18 protein-coding genes are annotated in these 17,268 nt (G+C 67.6%); 6 read left to right on the top strand and 12 right to left on the bottom strand.

The window, feature by feature from the left end; translation table 11 throughout:
• Positions 1–19 precede the first annotated feature (19 nt).
• From ACFTSF_RS25485 to ACFTSF_RS25470, 4 genes are read right to left on the bottom strand one after another with little or no spacing between them, the layout of a single operon-like run.
• Positions 20–1,531, bottom strand: coding sequence for a precorrin-2 C(20)-methyltransferase (locus ACFTSF_RS25485; protein ID WP_380156144.1), 1,512 nt, complete (start codon positions 1,529–1,531; stop codon positions 20–22).
• Positions 1,528–2,163: a precorrin-8X methylmutase gene (locus ACFTSF_RS25480; RefSeq protein ID WP_380156142.1), complete on the bottom strand. Its 636-nt coding sequence runs from the start codon at positions 2,161–2,163 to the stop codon at positions 1,528–1,530. Before ACFTSF_RS25480 ends, ACFTSF_RS25485 begins: the two co-directional genes overlap by 4 nt.
• Entirely contained in the window at positions 2,157–3,221 is a 1,065-nt protein-coding gene (locus ACFTSF_RS25475; RefSeq protein ID WP_380156140.1) for a precorrin-3B synthase, read from the bottom strand. Before ACFTSF_RS25475 ends, ACFTSF_RS25480 begins: the two co-directional genes overlap by 7 nt.
• Before the next feature lie 43 nt (positions 3,222–3,264).
• On the bottom strand, positions 3,265–4,428 hold the full coding sequence (locus tag ACFTSF_RS25470) for an MFS transporter (RefSeq protein ID WP_380156138.1): 1,164 nt from the start codon (positions 4,426–4,428) through the stop codon (positions 3,265–3,267).
• A gap of 119 nt (positions 4,429–4,547) precedes the next feature.
• On the opposite strand from ACFTSF_RS25470, the gene ACFTSF_RS25465 reads away from it, so the two are divergent.
• Positions 4,548–5,051, top strand: coding sequence for a DinB family protein (locus tag ACFTSF_RS25465; RefSeq protein WP_380156136.1), 504 nt, complete (start codon positions 4,548–4,550; stop codon positions 5,049–5,051).
• Positions 5,052–5,101: 50 nt separating this feature from the next.
• Positions 5,102–5,578 carry a MarR family transcriptional regulator gene (locus ACFTSF_RS25460; RefSeq protein ID WP_344154590.1) on the top strand — a complete coding sequence of 159 codons (477 nt, stop codon included), beginning with the start codon at positions 5,102–5,104 and terminating at the stop codon, positions 5,576–5,578.
• 10 nt (positions 5,579–5,588) lie between these two features.
• Here the strand turns inward: ACFTSF_RS25460 and ACFTSF_RS25455 are convergent, their stop codons facing one another.
• Positions 5,589–6,233 (bottom strand): hypothetical protein, encoded by a 645-nt coding sequence (locus ACFTSF_RS25455; RefSeq protein WP_380156134.1) that lies wholly within the window; start codon positions 6,231–6,233, stop codon positions 5,589–5,591.
• A 140-nt stretch (positions 6,234–6,373) separates the two neighbouring features.
• On the opposite strand from ACFTSF_RS25455, the gene cobF reads away from it, so the two are divergent.
• Both cobF and ACFTSF_RS25445 read left to right on the top strand, forming a co-directional pair.
• Positions 6,374–7,120 (top strand): precorrin-6A synthase (deacetylating), encoded by a 747-nt coding sequence (cobF, locus tag ACFTSF_RS25450; RefSeq protein WP_380156132.1) that lies wholly within the window; start codon positions 6,374–6,376, stop codon positions 7,118–7,120.
• 70 nt (positions 7,121–7,190) lie between these two features.
• Positions 7,191–8,744, top strand: a complete 1,554-nt coding sequence (locus ACFTSF_RS25445; protein WP_380156130.1) for a carboxylesterase/lipase family protein — start codon at positions 7,191–7,193, stop codon at positions 8,742–8,744.
• On the opposite strand, the gene ACFTSF_RS25440 is transcribed toward ACFTSF_RS25445, so the two are convergent.
• From ACFTSF_RS25440 to ACFTSF_RS25430, 3 genes are read right to left on the bottom strand one after another with little or no spacing between them, the layout of a single operon-like run.
• A complete protein-coding gene (locus tag ACFTSF_RS25440) occupies positions 8,737–9,351 on the bottom strand; it encodes a TMEM175 family protein (RefSeq protein ID WP_380156128.1) in 615 nt (204 codons plus the stop codon). The genes ACFTSF_RS25445 and ACFTSF_RS25440 overlap by 8 nt on opposite strands.
• Positions 9,352–9,361: 10 nt before the next feature.
• A complete protein-coding gene (locus ACFTSF_RS25435) occupies positions 9,362–10,624 on the bottom strand; it encodes an MFS transporter (protein WP_380156126.1) in 1,263 nt (420 codons plus the stop codon).
• Positions 10,625–10,680: 56 nt separating this feature from the next.
• Positions 10,681–11,214 (bottom strand): helix-turn-helix domain-containing protein, encoded by a 534-nt coding sequence (locus tag ACFTSF_RS25430; RefSeq protein ID WP_380156124.1) that lies wholly within the window; start codon positions 11,212–11,214, stop codon positions 10,681–10,683.
• A 77-nt stretch (positions 11,215–11,291) separates the two neighbouring features.
• Between ACFTSF_RS25430 and ACFTSF_RS25425 the strand changes: the two genes are divergently transcribed.
• Entirely contained in the window at positions 11,292–12,869 is a 1,578-nt protein-coding gene (locus ACFTSF_RS25425; protein ID WP_380156122.1) for a serine hydrolase domain-containing protein, read from the top strand.
• On the opposite strand, the gene ACFTSF_RS25420 is transcribed toward ACFTSF_RS25425, so the two are convergent.
• The 3 genes from ACFTSF_RS25420 to ACFTSF_RS25410 are packed head-to-tail and all read right to left on the bottom strand — an operon-like array spanning position 12,832 to position 14,945.
• Positions 12,832–13,422 (bottom strand): maleylpyruvate isomerase family mycothiol-dependent enzyme, encoded by a 591-nt coding sequence (locus ACFTSF_RS25420; protein WP_380156120.1) that lies wholly within the window; start codon positions 13,420–13,422, stop codon positions 12,832–12,834. The two genes, ACFTSF_RS25425 and ACFTSF_RS25420, sit on opposite strands and share 38 nt — an antisense overlap.
• Before the next feature lie 18 nt (positions 13,423–13,440).
• Positions 13,441–14,631 (bottom strand): RNA polymerase sigma factor, encoded by a 1,191-nt coding sequence (locus ACFTSF_RS25415; protein WP_380156118.1) that lies wholly within the window; start codon positions 14,629–14,631, stop codon positions 13,441–13,443.
• The gene (locus ACFTSF_RS25410) at positions 14,628–14,945 is read right to left on the bottom strand and encodes a YciI family protein (protein WP_380156116.1); all 318 of its coding nucleotides are present in this window, start codon (positions 14,943–14,945) and stop codon (positions 14,628–14,630) included. Before ACFTSF_RS25410 ends, ACFTSF_RS25415 begins: the two co-directional genes overlap by 4 nt.
• Positions 14,946–15,028: 83 nt before the next feature.
• Between ACFTSF_RS25410 and zwf the strand changes: the two genes are divergently transcribed.
• The gene (gene zwf / locus ACFTSF_RS25405) at positions 15,029–16,525 is read left to right on the top strand and encodes a glucose-6-phosphate dehydrogenase (RefSeq protein ID WP_380156114.1); all 1,497 of its coding nucleotides are present in this window, start codon (positions 15,029–15,031) and stop codon (positions 16,523–16,525) included.
• Here zwf and ACFTSF_RS25400 read toward each other — a convergent pair.
• A complete protein-coding gene (locus ACFTSF_RS25400; RefSeq protein WP_380156112.1) occupies positions 16,522–17,265 on the bottom strand; it encodes an MBL fold metallo-hydrolase in 744 nt (247 codons plus the stop codon). The genes zwf and ACFTSF_RS25400 overlap by 4 nt on opposite strands.
• Positions 17,266–17,268 lie beyond the last annotated feature (3 nt).

Below are 17,268 nucleotides of genomic sequence, written 5' to 3'. Positions count from 1 at the left end.
CACCGGTTGCGCCGAGGATTTAACCCGGCTCTGTTAAACCGGGATGGCGACGTGGTGTGAAGACCAGCGGTCCGGCGGGCCGGGAAACACTTCGTGTCTGGGACGAGCCGATGAGCAGCAGACACCGCATGTCGACGATCGAAGGGTCCAGCTCACCCAGCGTGGTCACAGTGACGCTTTCACCAGCTCCACCGACGTCACGCCCCACCACTACGGGTGTGTCCGCGGAACGATGCTCCAGCAGCAGGTCCCGCGTTGCGGCCACCTGCCAGGTGCGCGTCTTCGAAGCCGGGTTGTAGATCGCGATCGCCAGATCAGCAGCCGCAGCAGCAGCCAGTCGCTGCGCAATGACCTCCCACGGCTTGAGCCGATCTGACAGAGACAGCACGCAGAAGTCGTGTCCCAGCGGCGCACCGACCCGACTGGCCACAGCCTGCGCCGCAGTCATCCCAGGCAACACCTGTACGGCGATGTCCGCGTACTCCGGTTCCGACGCGACCTCCGTGACCGCACTGGCCATGGCGAACACACCCGGATCACCGGACGACACCACGACCACCGAGGACCCCTTGCGCGCCAGGTCCAGTGCGAACGCAGCCCGCTCCGACTCAACCCGGTTGTCCGACCCATGCTTGCGCTGACGAGCCCGGTCCGGCAGACGGTCGACGTACGGGCCGTAGCCGATCAGGTCGTCGGCTCCGGCAATCGCCGCCCGCACCTCGGGTGTCATCCACTCCGGCCCAGCAGGACCGAGGCCGACCACCGTCACCGAGCCTTCGCGTTCGGTGCGCACCTCCGGCGTACTGAAGGTGTTGTTGATCGGACTGGGCAGCAGTGCGAGCGAGAAGTACGGAACGGCGTCCGGATCGACCTCTGACAGCGGTGCGATCCGCTGGTCCGCGGTGGTGGCGCGTTCGACGTACCAGGCCTCGTCAGCGCGGCCGGCCAGCTCGAAAGCCTCGCGGACGTTACTGAAAGTGCGCCCCAGCTTCATCACTGCGGCAGCGTCAGTGTTCCGCAGTCGCTCGGCCAGCACGTCCGGCGGCAGTGTGCCCGGCAGCACAGTGAGGACCTCATCGCGCTCACACAACGGCCGTCCGAGTACGGCGGCCGCCCCGCTCACCGACGTCACTCCCGGAACCACCTCACACGGGTACCGGTCAGCCAGCCGCTTGTGCATGTGCATGTAGGACCCGTAGAACAACGGATCGCCCTCAGCCAGTACGACGACATCGCGGCCCGCATCGAGATGAGCAGCGAGCCGAGCGGCGCACTCGGCGTAGAACTCGTCCATGGCGCCCTGATACCCGCCAGGGTGGTCAGTGGTCTCGGTGGTGAGCGGGTAGACCAGGTGCTCCTCGATCTGCCCATCCCGCAGGTACGGCGCCGCGACCGAGCGCGCGATACTCCGCCCGTGCCGCGCACTGTGGAACGCGATCACGTCCGCAGCACCGATCAAGCGCGCAGCCTTCACAGTGACCAGCTCAGGGTCACCCGGCCCGAGTCCTACGCCCCACAGCTGTCCGGTCACTCTTCCTCGCTCGCAATCGCATTCACAGCGGCAGCGGTGATCGCACTGCCACCACGCCGTCCCCGCACGACCAGGTACTCCAGACCAAGCGTGTTCGCTGCCAACGCCTCCTTGGACTCGGCAGCACCGATGAACCCGACCGGAATCCCCAGTACGGCGGCCGGTCGCGGACCGCCCGCTGCGATCACCTCGAGCAACCGGAACAACGTGGTGGGCGCATTGCCCACCGCGACCACCGCACCGGCCAGATGGTCGGCCCAGAGGTCCACCGCGGCCGCACTCCGAGTCGTCTGGAGTTGCGAGGCCAGCTCAGGCACGCCGGGGGAGCTGAGCGTGCAGATCACCTCGTTGTCGGCCGGCAGCCGTCGTCGAGTGATTCCGGCAGCCACCATCTGTGCGTCACACAGGATCGGTGCGCCGTCCTGAAGGGCGGCGCGCGCGTTCTTGACCACGTTGGGCGACCAGGCCAGGTCGGAGACCAGATCGGTCATGCCACAGGCGTGGATCATCCGCACCGCGACCTGGGCCACGTCGGCCGGCAGGTGGTCGAGCGCGGCCTCGGACCGGATCGTCGCGAACGACCGCCGGTAGATCTCCGCGCCATCCCGCACGTACTCGAACCCGCTCACCACGTCTCCCTCAACTGACCGTCGACCAGATACCCGTTGCCGACGGCAAGTATGTCGACAAAGTCACCTGCCGGTTTCCCGCACCGGCGTTCACAGCCTGACCAGTGCACCCGGCGTCCGTCCCGCACCATCCGCGGCGCGATCCGTTGCGCGTCACCGCGGACGTCGGCCAGCGCCTTCGCGCAGCCGGGGCGGCCCGCACACGCTGTCACACCGCTCCACATCGAGTCAGGTGTTGTGATCAACCCGACAGCCTCCAACGGCTCACTGGCCATCGCAGGGAGCACGACCGAACGCCAGGGCGTCACCCGGACCCACTCCGCGACCTCCGTGAGCAGCACCGCCTGCTCCTGCGTGAGACTCCCGAGCGGAACGGTGACTGCCAGCGCTGCTCCATGCGGACCAGCCTCAACCGGCGCACCGGCCGTCGGCAACTCGTCAGTCGCCTGCAGGCCCAGCCGCTCCAGAATCCGGCTCTCTCCGTCCACCACTTCGGCGATTCGCCACTCCGCAGCGTCCCGCACCTCCAAGAACGTTGCCGCGGCCGCCAGCATCAGCTCGACCACATCACCCCAGCCGACGCGCACACCGCGCGTACCGAGGGTCAGCAGCGCCTCACGAGCATCGACTGCCTGGACCAGCACATCCGCGCCGGAGGCGACCAGATCGCCACGTCCGTCATCCAGTGCGAAGAGGAACCGCCCCGGCAGGTTGGCCAAACCAGGATCCGCACACAGGGCCCGGTCAAGCGCAGCAGCGAGCGGCAGTACGTCGTACCGGCCGTCCAGACCGGATAGCGGCGAGACGAGGATGTTGCGGACCCGCTCGTGCGTCAACGAGGGGAGTAGTCCAGCCCGGTAGAGGCGGTCCGACAGTTCTCGTGGTCCGTCCGGCCGCAGGGCGCGGATCTGCAGGTTCCCGCGGGAGGTGAGCTCGAGCCGACCGTCACCGAGGTCCAGCGACGCAGTGCGCAGTACGTCGAGCTGCGTGACGCTCAGCAACCCGCCAGGCACGCGGATCCGAGCCAGCCCACCGTCAGCCGCCTGGTGCACTGCCAGCACACCAGGGCACCTGTCCGTCGAAGTCCGCACCACACCGGTGATGCTACGTGCCAGCCTCCTGTGTCCTGGACCACGTCACGACTCCGACCGTCAGTGCAGCGCACACACCACCCAGCGTCATCGCCGTATGCACTGACCAGGCATCCACGACCAGGCCGCCGAACAACGCGCCCATCGAAAGCACTGCCTGGAACGACGACGTGAACAGCACAGTCGCGGCCTCCCGTGCCTGCGGAGCCGCCGCAGCGAACATGGTCATCGTGCAGACCGGTACGCCGCCGTACCCGAGTCCCCACACCACCAGCAGGGCAACAGCTCCCGGCGTACTGCGCCCGAGCAGGGGGAGCAGCAGCATCGCTGTGGCCATCAGACCGGCGCAGGTGGCGAAGGTCAGCCGCAGGTTCCGGGCGGCCGCCGTACCCGCGACGAGGTTGCCGACCAGGCCAGCGCCGCCGTAGACGAGCAGGAGCAGGCTGATCAGGTCGGACTGCACGAAGGGCCGGAGGAACGGCGTCACATAGGTGTAGGCGGCGAAATGGCCGGTCACCACCAGACAGGTGGCGAGCAACGCCAGGTTGCTGCCCCGGAGTGCGCCCCGCAGGACGGACAGCCGGGTGACTTGCAGCGGCGGCAGCGGAGGCACGGTCAGGTAGAGGGCGATCATCACCACCAGAGCCAGGCCGCCGAGCGCTGCGAACGAGGCACGCCAGCCGAGCAGCTCACCGAGAAAGGTCCCACCCGGTACGCCGAGGAGTGTGCCGAGTGGAACCGCCGAGAAGATCACTGCGGTAGCCCGGGCCTTCCACCGCTCGGTGACGAGGCGCTCGGCCAGTCCGGCACCGATCGACCAGAAGCCGCCGATGGTGAGGCCCACGAGGAGGCGGGCGAGCAGTTCGAGGGGGTAGGAGGGTGCGGCGGCTGCCAGGAACCCGGAGACGGCCAGCAGCCCCATTAGCGCGCACAGCATCAGCCGGCGGTCCAGTCGCGCTGTGGTGACCGTGATGACCGGTGCGGCGACGGCGGCGACCAGCCCGGGCATGGTCATCAGCCAACCCGTCCGACCTGCGGTCAGACCAAAGTCAGTGCCGATCGGAGTGAGCAGGCCGACCGGAAGGATCTCGGTGGTGACGATGGTGAAGATGCCGAGCGTCAGTGCGGCCACACCGAGCCGATGGTTGGTCCGAGTCCGAGTCATCTCGAGTGTCATGCCATCCAGCCAACCGAGCGCGGGCGCGGGAGACTCGCGGAATTGCGACGGTGAGGCGAAGGCCGACCGAGATGTCGCATTCCCGCGGATTGTCGGAAGCACCTGGCAGGGTTCGGGTCATGGCATTGCGAGACCGGCCGTGGCCGGACGACGACCTGACCTTGCAGGAGTCTGTGGTCGGGTACTTCCAGTTCGTCCACACCACCGTCGTGAACAAGCTGGACGGGCTGACCGAGGAGCAGGCGCGGGCGACACCGCTCCCGACGTCACCGGTGATGAACCCGCTGGGGCTGGTGAAACACCTGACTGCGGTTCAGCGGCAACACATCCAGCGCACGATCGGCGGCCAGGACCTGCCGTCGCTGTGGCGGTCCGACGACCATGACTACGAGTTCCGAATAGGTCCGGACGAGACGGTCGCGACGGTCATCGCGGCGTACGACGCGGAGTGGGCGCTGTCGCAGCGGACGCTGGCGAAGGTCGACTGGTCGGCGTTCGTGACCGGGTACCACGGCCCGGTCCGGATCGAGCGGTTCGTCGCCGACGTGCTGCAGGAGTCGGCCCGGCATCTCGGCCACCTGGACATCGTGCGCGAGCTGATCGACGGGGCCACGGGGGAGTGATCCGGAGCGGGATCATCTGGCCGCAGATAATCCCGAGCTAGACTCGAATCATGGCGATCACGCGGACCGTTCCCGACCTCACCGGCTACCTGAACCACGCCGGTCACGTGCTCGAGACGCAGTTGCATGCCGCCCTGGCCGAAATCGGGCTGACGACGCGCATGCAGTGCGTGCTGGGTCATGCCCTGGAGGCCGAGCGGACGCAGATCCAACTCGCCGAGCTGTCGTACCTCGACAAGACCACGATGGTCGTCACGGTCGACGCGCTGGAGAAGGCTGGGTACGCCGAGCGCAAGGCGTCGGCCACCGACCGCCGGGCGCGGATCGTCTCGGTCACCCCGGCCGGCGCGAAGATCGCGCGCGAAGGCCAGGCGATCGTCGACCGCGTGCACCGCGAGACCCTGGACGCGCTGGCGGCCGACCGGCGGACGCCGTTCGTCGAGGCCTTGCAGACCCTGGTCGACGACCACCTGGCCACGCCGGTCGAGGCGCAGCCCGTCCGCCGCGGAAGGCAGCGGACGAGCTGACGCGTGCTGCTCAGGCGTTGCTCTTACCCGGCGTGCAGACGATGAAGCCGTAGGCCTCGATGCTGTCGTTGACGCCACCGTCAGCCCTGCTGAAGCGCGCTCCGAAGAACCAGCGGTGGCCGTCGTAGCTCGGCTCGGACTGGAAGAAGGTCAGTCCGCGGCCATTGTTGGTGCCACCGCCGGTCCCGCCGGTCACGACGACCTGACCGGTGGGGCAGCTGGCTTCCCACTGCGCCCAGCCGCCGTCCTGGATGGTCTTCCGGAAGATGGTCGGCGGGTTGACGACGAAGCCCGCCGCGTCACCCTTCGGCCCCTGCGGGCCCACGGGCCCAGCCGGTCCGGCCGGCCCCGGGACGCCCTGCGGACCGGCGGCACCCTGCGGTCCGGCCGCACCGGCCGGTCCGAGGTCGCCCTTCGGGCCCTTCTGGTTCCACGACGTCGGCGTCTCGTAGAAGAGGCAGGTGCCGCCCTTGGCCGGGTCGATGATCCGCACGTCACCGAAGCTCCGGCCGACGCACGCGTTGATCGTGACCGGCGCCGGCTCAGCCGCCGAAGCGACCAGCACCGTGCTGGCACCGAGTGCCACCGTTGCCCCCAGCACAGCCGCGACGGTACGCGACTTCCCCACCTGTAGTGCTCTGTTTTTCAGGTCCATGCCGTCGATTGTGAAAATCAGATGCCTCGGGCAACAGTCGCGTCCAGGCCGCCGCCAGGGCCATGACCCGTTCGCGATCGGGCAATCCACACCCGCAGTCAGTCGGCAGTCACAGGGGGTGGATGCCTTAGTCTGCCCGCATGCAGATCCTGGTGATCGGTATCGGCGCAGGCGATCCGGAGCAGCTCACGCTGCAGGCGGTCGCGGCGCTGAACCGGGTCGACGTGTTCTTCGTGCTGGACAAGGGTGACGTCAAGCAGGAGCTGGTCGATCTGCGCACCGAGATCCTGCAGCGGCACGCGACCCGATACCAGGTCGTCGTCGGCCGCGACCCCGAGCGGGACCGGTCCACTACGGCGTACGTCGAGGCTGTCGACGACTGGCGGCGCCGCCGAGCGGACGTGTGTGCGGAGCTGATCGCAGCGAACCTCGGTGCGGACCAGGTGGGCGCGTTCCTGGTCTGGGGCGATCCGTCGCTCTACGACAGCACGCTGGCGATCCTCGACGACATCCAGGCCCGCGGTGAGCTGTCCTTCGAGATCGAGGTGATCCCCGGCATCAGCAGCGTCTCCACGCTGGCTGCCCGGCACCGCGTCCCGCTCAACCAGGTGGGACGTCCGGTGCAGATCACCACCGGTCGGCGGCTGGCCAAGGAGTGGCCGGACGGTGTGGACGACGTGGTCGTGATGCTGGACGCGCAGACTGCCTTCACCGCACACCTGGACCAGGACGCCACCATCTACTGGGGTGCCTACCTCGGTACGCCGGACGAGCTGCTGATCGCCGGTCCGGTCCGTGAGGTCGCTGCGGAGATCGAGAAGGTGCGAGCCGAGGCCCGCGAGCGCAAGGGCTGGATCATGGACACCTATCTGCTGCGTCGCCCCTAGACCAAAGGTGGTGGCGCCCTGGCCATCCGGCCGAAGCGGCTAGTGACCAGTCCGGCCGAAGCTGCTGGGCATGACGAAGAAACTCTTGGCACTGCTGACCGCAGCGTTGGCCCCGCTCGCCATCCCCGGCCCGGCAGCCGCGTCGGACGTCGTACAAACCGACTCGGGTGCCGTTCGCAGCAAGACAGTCGGTGAGGCTCGTGTCTTCGACGGCATCCCGTACGCCGCGCCACCGGTCGGCGCATTGCGCTGGAAGGCGCCGCAACCGGTGCAGCCCTGGACCGGCGTCCGTGAGTCGACGCTCGGCAACCCCTGTCCGCAACAGGCCAATTCCGAAGTCCCCAAGGGCTCATCGCTCGAGGACTGCCTCTATCTGAACGTCACTGTCCCGGCCAAGGCCTCCGCGAAGCCACGGGCTGTCATGGTGTGGATTCCCGGCGGCGGGTTCTTCGAGGGCGCCGGCAACAGCTATGAGGCGTCGAAGCTCGCTGCGCGTGGCGATGTGGTCGTAGTGACGGTCAACTACCGGCTGGGCATCTATGGCTTCTTCGGCTACCCAGGTCTGCCTGGCTCCGGCACGTTCGGTCTGCAGGACCAGCAGGCCGCCTTGCGCTGGGTGCAGCGCAACGCACGCGCCTTCGGGGGAGACCCGCACAATGTGACGGTCTCGGGGGAGTCCGCCGGTGGCATGAGCGTGTGCACGCAGCTCACCTCGCCAACAGCGGCCGGCCTGTTCAGCAAGGCGATCATGCAGAGCGGCTCGTGTGCGTTCAACTGGGCCGACAACAGCCAGTACCCCAACCAGGCGGCCGGTTCGCCGTGGCGTCCGGTCCGCGATGTCCAGGCGACCGGCAAGGAATGGGTAGAGAGCAAGAAGGCAGAGCTGGGCTGCAAGCCCGGCCAGTCCCTCCTCGACTGCGCTCAGACGGCGAAGTCCGACGTACTGCTTGAAGACACCTTGCAGTTCACCCAGGTCGGGTACGGCGGGAGCGCCGTCCTGCCGCTGAGCCCGGCCAAGGCGCTGCAGGCCGGGCTGTTCCACCGGGTGCCGATTGTCTCCGGCAACAACCATGACGAAGCCGCTTCGTGGCTACCGGCGTTCGGAGAGATCAAGGACTACCCGAAGCTCGTGACTGACATGGTCGGCGCGAAGCAGGCAGCTCAAGTACTGCGGGAGTATCCGCTGAGCCGGTACGAGTCGCCGGCCGCTGCGTGGGCCGCAGTCACCACCGACCGGATCTGGTCGTGCACTCAGGTCACCAGTAGTCAGCAGGCGGCTCGCAAGGTGCCGGTCTACGCGTACGAGTTCGCCGACAAGCACTCGCCACTCGTGCAGCCCGGTCAGGGCGCTGCGCACGCTGCGGAGCTGGTGTACCTGTTCCGCCCGGGTGGCTTCGACTGGCCGCTCTCGGCGACGCAGCAGCAGTTGTCGAACCAGATGATCGACTACTGGACGTCGTTCGTCCGCACCGGCAACCCGAACGGCCCCGGCCGCCCGGACTGGTCGCCGACCGGCCAGCGCGCGGTCACGGGACTCTCACTGGCTCCGACGGACCAGTCCGGCATTCACCCGGTCAACCTCAGTACCGAGCACCACTGCAACTTCTGGGCCGGTCTTAAGTAGCAGGCCGGCGCACCAGGTCACCCACGCGCATGATGACCGGTGAGAGCAGCAACAGCAGCAGTGCGTAGAAGCGGACGCCCGGAACGAACGCTGCCAGCACGAAGGCGAGCAGCGTGAGCCCGGTCAGCACGAAGGAGTTTTCGAGCTCCCGGCGGCTGACCGGGTTGTCCGGGTTCTCGATCTCCCGGTGTCCCCGGATCAGCCAGGTGAGGGCAGTCTGGCTGAGGCTGAGTGCCAGGATCGTCCCGCTGTAGAACCCGGCGGTGAACCGCGAGCTCTCGAAGGTGCCGACGATCTCGGTCGGGAACGGCAGGATCACGATCGCCAGCAGCCAGATCAGGTTCAGCCGGATCAGCCTCGGCGTGTAGGCCCGCACGTGCTCGAAGACCCGGTGGTGACCCAGCCAGAAGTTCGCGATCACCGCGAAGCTCAGCAGGAACGAGTAGATCTCCGGCTTGTGCTCGGTGACGACCTCGAGCGCGGTCAGCCCTTCGGTCCTGGACTCCGTCACCACCTCGACCAGCGGCAGGATCAGCAGGGTCAGCGCGATCGCCACCACTGCGTCGGTGAACAGGACCAAGCGATCCGGATTCCTCGTCTTACTCACGGCCGACACCCTAGCGCCGACGGATCAACCCCAGCGCCAAGACGAGGCCTGTGGCAACGAAACCGGCGGCAGCGAGCCAGGCGACGCCGTACCCGTCCCGGAGCGCCAGCAGTTCGCCCGCACCATCGGACAGGCGTTGTGAAGTGGTGGCGGCGGCCAGAGTGGCCAGTACGGCGGTGCCGATTGCCGCACCGGCCTGCTGGGCAGTGTTGTTGAGTCCCGAGGCCAGTCCGGCATCGGTCGGATCCGCAGCTCCCATGGCCAGCATGATCGCGGCCGGAATGGCCAGCCCGATCCCGGCGCCCATCACTGCGAGCGCAGGCGCGACATTGACGACGTACGAGCCGTCCACGGGTGCCTGGCTGAGCCATAGCAGTGCCAGGGCGAACATGGCGAGGCCGACGATCAGCATCCGGCGGGCGCCGTACCGGACGGTCAGTCGGGGTGCGATGGACAGTGACATCACCGCGTTCATGATGGGGGCCGGCAGAAACGCCAGACCGGTGGCGAGTGAGTCATAGCCGAGCACACGCTGCAGGTAGAGCGCAGTCATGAACTGGAAGCCGTACCCGGCCGCGAACAGCAGCATGACCACGAGATTGGCCGCCGTCATCTGCCGGCTGCGGAACATCCGCAGGACGGCCACCAGGGCAGCACGCAGCACGTCGGCACCCTTGCCCAGTCCGAGACCCTGTTCACGCGTGAGCAGGCGCTGGGCGAACAGCAGGGCGATCAGTCCGATCGGGACGTTGATCAGGAAGGCCCAGTGCCAGCCGATGGTCTCGGTGATGAGTCCACCGAAGATCAGGCCGATGGACGCACCACTGGCAGAGGTGAAGCTGTAGATGCCCATGGCTCGTGCCTGCTCACCAGGTGCCGGGAAGAGTCCGACGATCATCCCGATGATGACCGCGGAGGCCAGTGCGCCGCCGACGCCCTGCAGGAACCGTCCGGCGATCAGCACCTCGGCGCTGTTGGCGATCCCGCAGAGCAGGGAGGCCGCGGTGAACAGTCCGAGACCTGCGACGAACACCCGCTTGCCGCCGATCAGGTCGCCGAGCCGGCCGGCCAGCAGAAGCAGAGCGGCGAAGGCAATCAGGTAGGAGTTCATCACCCAGGCCAGACCGGCGGGCGAGAAGCCCAGGTCGCGCTGGAGCGTCGGCAACGCGACCGTCACCACGGTCCCGTCGAGGATGATCATCAGTTGCATCACGCACAGCACGACCAGCGCCTTGAGGCGTCCGGCCGGGCGAACTTCGGTCTCGATCGTCATGAGCAAGACCGTAGCAGATAGTTCCGTAGTAGACTATCTAGTTCATGATGATCTGCTTAGGTATCAGGGAGTGAGATGATCGACCAGGTGATCCGGTCCTTGCCGGGCTGGGTCTGGAGGTAGGGCTCGATTAGGGCGCCGATCCCCTCCCGGAGGGAGTCCAGGTCGGCGGCGTCCACATACAGTGAGGCCTGGTTGAGGCCGAACTGCTCGAGCCTGGCGTCGAGGTCGCCGCGCTCGACCATCCGGTCGAAGTCGGCGATCAGCTGGGTGAGCACCAGCAGGAATGCGCTGCGGTGCTGGTCCGGCGTCATCGCCCGCGCCTCGTCGATGCCGATGCGGCCGGTCGTGGCCTGGTCGAGGGTCAGGGTGCGCTCGATCGCGCCGCGAATGCGCCGCTCGCGGACGACTGTCAGCATGCCGCCCTCGATCAGTGCGGCCACGTGCCGGTAGAGCGTCGTCGCCGGGACGTCGGGCAGATCCTGCTTCAGATCCGTGGTGGTCACCTCGCGGCCGAGCACGCGCTGGACGATCCGGAAGCGGATCGGGTGCAGCAGTAGGTCGGCCATCGGTGTCGAGGGTTCGGTCATGGTCTTCCCCTATTGATTCCAAGTATGGGAATAATATCCTTTGTGGTATCAATCCGCCTTCGACCGAGGAGACTGCCGTGTCGCTCCACCAGCAGCCCGCAAGTTCGAAACGCTCAGGCCTCTCGCGGCGCACCGTGCTCGCCGCCGCGGCAGCCGCCGTACCTGTTACCGCTCTGACGACGACGAATGCCACTGCGGCGCCCGTCGCCACCAAACCATCCCGTACGACGCCACTCGCGGTCGGGAGGCTGTTCGACAAGGTCGAGGCCGGGATGGCGAAGTACGCGATCCCTGGTGTCGGTCTGGGCGTCTGGTACCGCGGCCGTGAGTACGTGCGCGGTTTCGGGGTCACCAACGTCGACAAGCCGGCACCGGTGACCGCGGACACCGTCTTCCGGATCGGCTCCACCAGCAAGACGTTCACCGCCACCGTGATGATGCAGCTCGTCGACCGAGGGCTGGTCGACCTGGACCGGCCGGTCCGCGCGTACCTGCCTGATTTCGCCACAGCGGACCCCACAGTCGGTCCCCGGGTGACAGTCCGGCAGCTCCTGAACCACTCCGCCGGCTGGAGAGGTGACACGTTCGTCGACACCGGTGACGGCGACGACGGACTGGCCCGGTACGTCGCTTTGCTGTCGTCGGCACCGCAGATAACCCCACTGGGCAAGGTGTTCTCGTACAACAACGCAGCGATCGGTGTGGCCGGTCGGGTCATCGAGGCGGTCACCGGGAAGCCCTACGAGACCGCTACCCGGCAGCTGCTGATCGACCCGCTCGGTCTGGCGCACAGCCGGTTCTTCCTCAGTGAACTGGGCGGATTCAGTGTGGCCGCGTCCCACAACATCGTCGACGGGAAGCCGGTCGTCGAGCCGTCGTTCGACCCGATGCCGCGCAGCCTGCACGCGATCGGCGGCCTGATCTCCAGTGCGCAGGACCAGCTGCGCTATGCGCGTTTCCAGCTCGGCCACCCGGGGCTCCCGCGGTTGCTGCGTGAGCGGACCCGCGTGGCCATGCAGTCCAACCCGGGACCGGGTGGCACGCTGTTCGTCGAGCTGGACGGTGTCGGCATCGGCTGGATGATCCGTCCGACCGCAGAGGGCGTGAAGGTGATCCAGCACGGCGGTGACTGGCCTGGCCAGCACTCCGGTTTCCTGATGGTGCCGAAGCGCGACTTCGCCCTCACCGTGCTGACGAACTCGGAGAGTGGTCCGGAGCTGACGGCCGAACTGTTCGCCGACGACTGGGCGCTGGCCGAACTGGCCGGCGTACACAACCTGCCCGCCGTACAGCGTCCGCTTCCGCCGAAGCAGTTGGCGCCGTACGAGGGCAAGTACGTCGCCACCCAGGTCGGCGTCGACGGAGTGGAGAGCTCGCTCGAACTCGACCTGACGGGCGACCAGGGTCAGCTCCTCGCTTCGGTCCAAGGTCAGCAGGCACTCCGCCTCGGCTTCTACCGCCGCGACTACGTGCTGATGCTCGCCCTCGACGGCACCCCGACCCACACCCGTGCCAACTTCATCCCAGGCCCCGACGGCAAACCCGCCTTCCTCCGCCTGGGCGGCCGCCTCTTCCGCCACCAGACTACGGCCGCCCGAAGCGCCGCAGGTCGTCAGCTCAAGAGCCTCGCCGAACTGACGAGTCCCGTCCGCTGACCAGCAACACCAACTCCTGAGCGGTGCCGGTGAGCACTTCACCGGCACCGTAGGACCAGTCCAGGTCGGTAGCGCGCAGTTCGGTGTTCGGCAGATCCACACCGAAGTACTTCAGGTGCTTGGGCCCCAGACCACCCAGCACCACGCGCAGCCGCTCCAGCGGCACCTGGCGATCGATGCCGAGCGCAACGGTCATGTCGAGCCCGTGAATCACGTCATGGGACAACGCGCCCTCGTAGCCGCCACCCGGTGGTTTCCACGGGTGATTAATGTTCTCCCGCAGACAGGCGAGCAGTTCGGCGTTGCTCAGCGCTGCGGTGTCGGCCCGCGCCGCGCGGTCGGAGAACCGGTTGAAGCTGCCACCTGCCTTCGCTATCCCCAGCAGAACGCGGGGAGTGGAGTAGCGGTACGCCATGGTGATGTGGGCGACTACCTCACGTACTCGCCAGCCGGCGCTCAGACTCGGCTTGTCCCAGTCCTCCTCGGGCAGTCCGGCCAGTACCTCGACCAGATCACTGCGTTCACCCGCAACGAGCTCTCGAATGTCTGTCATACCCCACCGACGAACAGGTCAGCTCTGGACAGACACCTCGGCCAGTCTCTTCTCCAGGTATCTCCGGTCAGCGTCCGTCGTGGCCAGGTCGGCGGCCTCTCGGTAGGCCTCGGCTGCTTCGGTACGGCGGTCGAGTCGGCGCAGGAAGTCCGCCCGCGCGGCGGGGAGCAGGTGGTAGCCGGCCAAGGAGCCTGCGGCGAGTCGATCGACCAGTGCGAGTCCGACGGCAGGTCCGTCCGCCATACCGATCGCCACTGCGCGGTTGAGCGCGACAACCGGGGTCTGGGGGAGCTGTGCGTAGAGGCGTGCGATCTGCGGCCAGTCGGTGTCGGCGGCGGTCCGGGCGATCGCATGACACGCGGCGATGGCGGCCTGCACCTGGTACGGGCCCGGACTGCCGCGCTGCAGCGTTTGGTCGAGCAACTGCTCAGCCTCGGTGATCAGCGCACTGTCCCAGCGCGTTCGGTCCTGCTCGTCGAGCGTGATCAGGACACCGTCGGGGGAGAGCCGGGTGTTCCGCCGGGAGTCGTGGAAGAGCATGAGCGCAAGCAGTCCAGCTGCCTCTGGCTCATCCGGCATCAGCTGAACGAGCAGTCTGGCCAGCCGAATACCCTCCTCGGTCAGAGTGCTGCGGGTGACATCGGAGTACCCCTCGTTGAAGAGCAGGTACAACACCGCGAGTACGGCGGGAGTCCGCTCGGGCAGGAGATGCGCAGGCGGGACGCGGTACGGGATTCCCGCGTTCTGGATCTTCTGCTTGGCCCGGGTGAGCCGCTTCGACATGGTGGTCTCACCGACGAGGAACGCGCGCGCGATTTCCGCCGTACTGAGTCCGGCCAGCGTCCGCAACGTCAGAGCGACCCGCGCCTCCATCGCCAACGCCGGATGGCAGCAGGTGAACATCAACCGCAGCCGGTCGTCCGGTACGTCGTACGCGGGCACCTCGGGCTCGTAGGTCATCGCAGCGACCTCCTGCAGTTTCGCGGCCCCGACCGCCTCGCGGCGGAGCCAGTCGATCGCGCGGTTGCGCGCAGTGGTCGTCAGCCAGGCACCTGGCTTGTCCGGTACGCCGTCGCGCGGCCAGCGCTCGAGAGCCGCCGCACACGCCTCTTGGGCGCACTCCTCGGCCAGCTCCCAGTTCCCGGTCATCCGGATCAGCGTGGCGACCACCTGGCCCCACTCCGCCCGGAAGACCTCGGCGTACGTCACAACACCGGGCGGATCTCGATCGTCCCGTAGCTCGCGGCAGGGTGCTTGGCGGCGATCTCGATCGCCTCGTCCAGATCCGCGCAGTCGATCAGCACGAAGCCGCCGATCTGCTCCTTGGTCTCCGCGAACGGGCCGTCGGTGAGCAGCAGCTCGCCCGAGCGGACCCGCACAGTGGTTGCCTCGGTGGGCGGCCGCAGACCGGCTCCGCCGGTGACCACACCCCGTGCCTCCATCTCCTCGGACCAGCTGCCACAGCCGTCGTTGGCGTGCTCTGCCGCGCTCTCATCACCGGCGATCATCAGCAGGTACTTCACAGCCTGTCCTCCCAGCTTTCTGTGCCCTAACAGTTCACCGACGAACGCCCGGATCCGAAACAGACACGACCTACACTGCGTCTATGCCTGACCGTACCCAGACCATCGCGTACCCGGCACCCGGATCGCGGCCGTCACGACGGGACGAGGAGCCCCTGGCACCGCACGTCATCGTGCTGTTCGGTGCCACCGGTGACCTGGCCAAGCGCAAGCTGCTCCCCGGTCTGGCGTACCTGCAGCAGTCCAAGTTCGCTCCCGACGTGCGGATCATCGGGTCGGCGACCGAGGACCTGACCGTGGACGAGTTCCGGGAGCGCGCCCGCCAGGCGGTGGAGACGTACGGGACGCACCGGATGAGCGACGAGGAGTGGACGCAGTTCGCGAGCCGGCTCGACTACGTGTCGGTGTCGGCCGGGCCGGAGGCGCTGGCCGCCACTGTGAAGGCAGCGGAGGACCTGCTGGGTGCGGGCGCCTGCCGGCTGCACTACTTGTCGGTGCCGCCGAAGGCCGCGCAGGCGGTGATCGCGATGCTGCGCGACGCCGATCTGGTCGAGCGGGCGCGAGTGGTGATGGAGAAGCCGTTCGGTGACGACCTGGCCAGTGCCATCCAGCTGAACGACTTCGTCCACGAGACCTTCGACGAGGCGCAGGTCTTCCGGATCGACCACTTCCTCGGCAAGGAAGCGGCGCTGAACATCCTCGCCTTCCGGTTCGCCAACGGACTGTTCGAGCCGATCTGGAACCGGAACCACATCGACCACGTGCAGATCGACATCCCCGAGGAGCTCGGTCTCGACCAGCGCGCCACCTTCTACGAGCCGACCGGCGCGTTCAAGGACATGGTGGTCACGCACCTCATGCAGGTGATGTCGTTCGTCGCGATGGAGCCGCCGACCGCCCTGGAACCGCGGGCGATCTCGGAGGAGAAGAACAAGGTCTTCCGGTCGATGCTGCCGATCCAGGCGACCGACGTGGTCCGCGGCCAGTACTCCGGGTACCGCAACGAGGACGGCGTCGCGCCGGACTCCGACACCGAGACGTTCATCGCCCTCAAGGTCGAGATCGACAACTGGCGCTGGGCCGGCGTGCCGTTCTTCCTGCGCACGGGCAAGCGGATGGCGCAGGGGCAGCGGATCATCTCGATCGCCTTCAAGGAGGCGCCGAAGACGATGTTCCCGACCGGTTTCGGGGCGGAGGGCCCGGATCACCTGACCTTCGACCTGGCGGATTCGTCCCGGGTCTCGCTGTCGTTCTACGGCAAGCGGCCCGGGCCGGGGATGCGGCTGGAGAAGCTGTCGATGCAGTTCTCGACGCAGGAGACCAAGAGCGCCGGTGACGTCCTGGAGGCCTACGAGCGGCTGATCCTGGACGCCATGCGCGGCGACCACACGCTCTTCACGACCGCCGAGGGCATCGAGTCACTGTGGGAGCGGTCGGCGCACCTGCTGGAGGACCCGCCGCCGGTCAAGACGTACCAGCCCGGCACCTGGGGCCCGAACGCCATTCACCAGCTGATCGCGCCGCGTGCCTGGCGGCTGCCGTTCGAGCGCGAGTGGCGCGAGAACAAGCCAAAGTCTTAGGCATGTACGGCGGCGACTGCTTCGCGGATCGGACCGCGGTGCAGTCCGCCGTGGCCGGGCAGCACGACATCCGCGTCCAGATCGACGAGCGGCTTGAGCGCTGCGAGCAGATCGGTCGGGTCGCCGTGCTGGAACAGCGGTGGGATCAGCTGGGGCCCCACGGCCGAAACGATCTTGTGCCCGGTCACCAGAGCGTCCCCAGTGATCACCGCACCTGCCGCCGGGACGAAGTACGCCGAGTGGCCCGCAGTGTGCCCGTAAGTCGGCACTGGCACCGGTGACCCCGGCAGGTCGAGTGCACCTTCCGAGGGGAACGCCTGGACGTGCGGAGCAGCCACGTCCTGCATAGCGCCGTTCCGGATGATCCCGACCGCCCACGGCAGCACACCGGGCCGCCACAGGTTGCTGATCAGCTTGGCCGGAGCCAGCTGGTCCAGGTAGTCCCGATGCGCGTGGCCGACCTCAGCAGGATCGGCGTACGTCGGTGTGCCGTAGCGACTGTGGAACGGGTTCACCGCACCCATGTGGTCGACGTGTGCATGCGTGAGCAGAACGGCCTGCACATCTTCCGGCCGGCGTCCGATCGCCCGGATCGACGCCTCCACGGCCTCGAGGTCGCCCGGATAGCCACCGTCGATCAGCGTCAGGTTCGACCCGTCGCGGAGCAACACCCAGTTCACTGCCGAGCCTTGGACGAAGAAAACGTCGTCTGCTGCTTCCACCAAGCCGCTGTCATTCACGCG

The sequence above is a fragment of the Kribbella sp. NPDC056951 genome, assembly GCF_042674205.1.
In the GTDB taxonomy this organism is placed as follows: domain Bacteria; phylum Actinomycetota; class Actinomycetes; order Propionibacteriales; family Kribbellaceae; genus Kribbella; species Kribbella yunnanensis.
Note: the sequence above shows the minus strand (reverse complement) of the source record. Positions and strands in the feature narration are given on the sequence as shown.

Coding starts and splice junctions, on each gene's coding strand:
- ACFTSF_RS25470 (WP_380156138.1), bottom strand. CDS start 4,428: ATGACACTCGAGATGACTCGGACTCGGACCAACCATCGGCTCGGTGTG.
- ACFTSF_RS25465 (WP_380156136.1), top strand. CDS start 4,548: ATGGCATTGCGAGACCGGCCGTGGCCGGACGACGACCTGACCTTGCAG.
- ACFTSF_RS25460 (WP_344154590.1), top strand. CDS start 5,102: ATGGCGATCACGCGGACCGTTCCCGACCTCACCGGCTACCTGAACCAC.
- ACFTSF_RS25455 (WP_380156134.1), bottom strand. CDS start 6,233: ATGGACCTGAAAAACAGAGCACTACAGGTGGGGAAGTCGCGTACCGTC.
- cobF (WP_380156132.1), top strand. CDS start 6,374: ATGCAGATCCTGGTGATCGGTATCGGCGCAGGCGATCCGGAGCAGCTC.
- ACFTSF_RS25445 (WP_380156130.1), top strand. CDS start 7,191: ATGACGAAGAAACTCTTGGCACTGCTGACCGCAGCGTTGGCCCCGCTC.
- ACFTSF_RS25435 (WP_380156126.1), bottom strand. CDS start 10,624: ATGACGATCGAGACCGAAGTTCGCCCGGCCGGACGCCTCAAGGCGCTG.
- ACFTSF_RS25430 (WP_380156124.1), bottom strand. CDS start 11,214: ATGACCGAACCCTCGACACCGATGGCCGACCTACTGCTGCACCCGATC.
- ACFTSF_RS25420 (WP_380156120.1), bottom strand. CDS start 13,422: ATGACAGACATTCGAGAGCTCGTTGCGGGTGAACGCAGTGATCTGGTC.
- zwf (WP_380156114.1), top strand. CDS start 15,029: ATGCCTGACCGTACCCAGACCATCGCGTACCCGGCACCCGGATCGCGG.